The 3,349-nt window shown below is 66.5% G+C and carries 5 protein-coding genes; all 5 read right to left on the bottom strand.

Annotation, left to right across the window (positions count from 1 at the left end; genetic code table 11):
• Positions 1-150 precede the first annotated feature (150 nt).
• Positions 151-1,164 carry a 4Fe-4S dicluster domain-containing protein gene (locus VMX79_11555; protein ID HUV87734.1) on the bottom strand — a complete coding sequence of 338 codons (1,014 nt, stop codon included), beginning with the start codon at positions 1,162-1,164 and terminating at the stop codon, positions 151-153.
• On the bottom strand, positions 1,165-2,154 hold the full coding sequence (locus tag VMX79_11550; GenBank protein ID HUV87733.1) for a Coenzyme F420 hydrogenase/dehydrogenase, beta subunit C-terminal domain: 990 nt from the start codon (positions 2,152-2,154) through the stop codon (positions 1,165-1,167).
• An 11-nt stretch (positions 2,155-2,165) separates the two neighbouring features.
• Positions 2,166-2,528 carry a DUF3795 domain-containing protein gene (locus VMX79_11545; GenBank protein ID HUV87732.1) on the bottom strand — a complete coding sequence of 121 codons (363 nt, stop codon included), beginning with the start codon at positions 2,526-2,528 and terminating at the stop codon, positions 2,166-2,168.
• Positions 2,528-2,884 carry a DUF3795 domain-containing protein gene (locus VMX79_11540; protein HUV87731.1) on the bottom strand — a complete coding sequence of 119 codons (357 nt, stop codon included), beginning with the start codon at positions 2,882-2,884 and terminating at the stop codon, positions 2,528-2,530. Before VMX79_11540 ends, VMX79_11545 begins: the two co-directional genes overlap by 1 nt.
• Before the next feature lie 31 nt (positions 2,885-2,915).
• On the bottom strand, positions 2,916-3,349 hold a 434-nt coding region (locus VMX79_11535), incomplete at its 5' end, for a hydrogenase iron-sulfur subunit (protein HUV87730.1).

Genomic DNA, 3,349 nt, shown 5'->3' with positions numbered 1-3,349 from the left:
AGGTAGTCCCACCGCGGGCCGTCATTGAACTTCAGATAGAAGCTCTTGAGGTCCGCGGCGTCGGTCTCGACGACGACGCGCTCCAGCGTCGCCGGCGCCGGCAGCAGCGGCGTTTCGGCCAGGGCGGCGTTTTTTATTTCTTGCGCCATATTATTCCCCGGCCGCGACCAGCGTCACGGCCTCGCGGATGTCGACGTTGACCGGACACGCGACGACGCACCGGCCGCATCCCACGCACAGGTTCTCGCCCCAGTTGTCGTGGAAGTAGTAGAACTTGTGCAGGACGCGCTGGCGGTAGCGCTGGGCCTTGCGCTCCCGCGGGTTGTGGCCCGAGGCGTGTAAAGTAAACGGCGATTGCGTGCAGGCGTCCCAGAAGCGCAGGCGGCGGCCCCGGCCGTGCTTGCCCTCGTCGGCCACGTCGAAGCAGTGGCAGCTCGGGCACACGAACGTGCACGCGCCGCAGCTCACGCAGCGTGACGCGACCTCTTCCCACGCGTCGGCGTCGAAGTTGCCGTAGAGCCGGGGACGGACGGCCGCCAGGTCCCACAGGGGCGCCATCGCCTCGGCGACCTTCGCGTAGGTCGCTTTCGCTTTCTTGAGTCCGGCGTCGGACGCTTCTTCGGTCTTCGCCGCTTTCAGGAATTCCTCGCCCTTGCTCGAGGCGGCCTCGAGCAGGAGGTCGTCGCCGGCTTCATAGGCCATCACGTCGGCGCCGTAGGCGTCGCCCGGGCCGCCGCCCACCGAGGTGCAGAAGCACGTCGGCGCCGGTAGGCCGCACCCCCACACGACGAGCAGCGCGTTGTCGCGGCGGCCTAGGTACTGCGGGTCGCGGAAGCCGCGGTCGCGGTAAACCTTGTCGACCAGCGCCAGCGCCCGGGCGTCGCAAGGCCGCACGCCGACGAGAAGGCGCTTGCCCTCCGGCGCCGGCGCGGGGCGGCCGTCGTCGTCGTCGTAGCTCAGGAACGCCTCGAGCTGCGGCAGCGCGAAGCCCTTGACGCCGGCCGTCGTCAACAAGTAGCCGTCGAGGTCGACGTCGCCGCCCTCGTACGGCGCGAACGCCCACCCTTCCGCGGCTCGAGCCGGCGCGAAGACGTCGTACCCGGCGGCCTTAGCGGTCTCCAAGAGCTTGGGTAGGTCCTTTCTTTTTACCTTAACGGCGGCCATCTACATAAAATCCTCGTTGGGGTCGTCGGGTTTATACGTCGCGAGCGGCGGCGGCTCCTCCGGATTGACGCCGGCGACGTAGCCGAACTTTTCCTCGACGTCTTTGACCAGCTTCGCGGATAGGACCCGCAGCGGTATGTTCATCGGGCACGCGCGCTCGCACGCGCCGCACTCGACGCACCGCCCCGCGGTGTGGAAGACGCGCACCAAATGAAAAGCGACCAGGTCCTCCGGCGCGGTCGCGGGCCCTATCCACGCCGGGTTACGCTGCTCGGCGAAGCACTCCTCGCAGTAGCACGCCGGGCAAACCTGGCGGCAGGCGTAGCAGCGGACGCAGCGGCCCAGCTCCGCGGTAATCCAGGCCCAGCGTTCGTCGGTTCCGCGCGCCTCGTGCTCGCGGACGCGCGCGTACGGGTCTCCCTCGAGCGGCGGCGCCGCTTCGCCGTAGGTTACGTCGGCCAGCGGCGGCTCGAGCCGCGTGCAAACGGCGCAGCTCGCGTCGACGCAATCGGCGAGCGGCAGCCGCTCCTCGCCGCCGTCGGTCGTCGTCACGACGACGGCGTCGCCGTCTACGCTCGCGCCGCCGATGCGGTAAGCGCCGACCGCTTCGTAGACCTTGCCGCGGTCCACCATCGGCGCGCAGTTGACGCCGATGACGTAAACGCCGTCCCGGCCGAACTGATTCTCCTGGATGTAGGTCACCAGCGCCCGGGCGTCGCACGGCTTCGCGACGACGGCGACCTTCCGCGCTTTCGCCGCGTCGAAGTCGCGCCGCTTGCGGCGGTCGCGAATATATCCCAGGACGTAGCGCGCGAGGCCCGCGCCGCAGTACCGGTTCCAAATCAACTTGTCGGCGCCGGCCGCGTCTTTTACCAGCGCCGGCCGGGCGGTGAGGGGGATAGTCCCCGCGGCGAAGCCGATTACGACCTCGGCCTCGCCCGACGCGAGCAGCTCCCGCGCTTTAGTTCGGATTTCTTTTTCCACCGTCATAATGGCGCCGCTTAGAGCCTCTTAACCTCTCGCCGTACGTCGTCCAGCGTCGTCCGCGGGTCCTGCGACTCGACCATATCCCAGAGCTTTTTGAGGTCGTCGCACGCGTACTCGTCGCAGTACGCGCAGTTGGGGATATCCTTCTCGCGGCAGCAGTCCTTCATCGTACATTGCGCACACCAGGTGAAGAGGCGCTTTTCGGTTTGGACGCAGCTGTAGCAGATGAGGTCTTCCGCCGTAAGCGGCTCGTCGGCGGTCGACCATTCCGCGGCCGTCTTCGCGAGGAGCTCGGCGTCGCCCTCTCGCGTCCCGACGTAGGCCGGGCACGCGGCGCAGTCTATGCCGCAGAACGCGATTATCTTTTCGTCGGCCATTATGACCCCTTGAGCATCCGGCGGATTTCCTCCAGCGTCGTCTTGGCGTCGACCGACATCGACCACGGCTTCTCGAGCTTGTCGCACGGGAAGTCGTCGCAGTACGCGCAGTTTGCGACGCCCTTCTCGAAGGCGCATTGCCGGACGTCGCAATCCAGACAGAACTTGGCGGCCCTCTTGTCCTCGTAGATGCAGCCGTCGCACAACAGGTCGTCCGCCTCGAGGGGGGAGTCCTCGGAGGACCATTCTTCGGCTTGCTTCGCGAGCGCTTCCTCGTCGCCCGCCTGCGTCGCTTTGAACGCGGGACACTCCGAGCAGAGAATTCCGCAGAACGCTATTATTTTATCGTCGGCCATGTTGACGACCCTCCTTGAGCTTTACGAGCGTTTAAACTCCTTCAGGTTCCGCATATCGCTTGACCATACGCTTCGCCGGCCCCAATTTTTTGATGCGGTCTACGACCGTCTTGATTACGTCGGCGTACTTGCCGCCCTCGCTGGCCGAGACCCACGAGAAGTTGACGCGCCCGGGCTCAAGGCCGAAGTACTCCACGAAATCCTTGAGCAGTATGAAGCGGCGCCGCGCGGCGTAGTTGCCGGCGATGTAGTGGCAGTCGCCCGGGTGGCAGCCGGATACCAGCACGCCGTCCCACCCCTCCAGCAAGGCGCGTATCAAATACAGCGGCTTCACTCGAGCCGAGCACGGCACCTTGATGACGCACACGTTGGGCGGGTACTGCAGCCGCGAGACGCCCGCCAGGTCCGCGCCCGCGTAGCTGCACCACGTGCACAGGAACGCGAGGATGCGGGGTTCGAAGTTAT

It is taken from the genome of bacterium, from assembly GCA_035529855.1.
Lineage (GTDB): Bacteria > RBG-13-66-14 > B26-G2 > WVWN01 > WVWN01 > WVWN01.
Note: the sequence above shows the minus strand (reverse complement) of the source record. Positions and strands in the feature narration are given on the sequence as shown.

What these genes read in the sequence shown, in the direction of transcription:
- VMX79_11550 (HUV87733.1), bottom strand. Translation starts at nt 2,154, where the DNA reads ATGACGGTGGAAAAAGAAATCCGAACTAAAGCGCGGGAGCTGCTCGCG.
- VMX79_11555 (HUV87734.1), bottom strand. Translation starts at nt 1,164, where the DNA reads ATGGCCGCCGTTAAGGTAAAAAGAAAGGACCTACCCAAGCTCTTGGAG.
- VMX79_11545 (HUV87732.1), bottom strand. Translation starts at nt 2,528, where the DNA reads ATGGCCGACGAAAAGATAATCGCGTTCTGCGGCATAGACTGCGCCGCG.
- VMX79_11540 (HUV87731.1), bottom strand. Translation starts at nt 2,884, where the DNA reads ATGGCCGACGATAAAATAATAGCGTTCTGCGGAATTCTCTGCTCGGAG.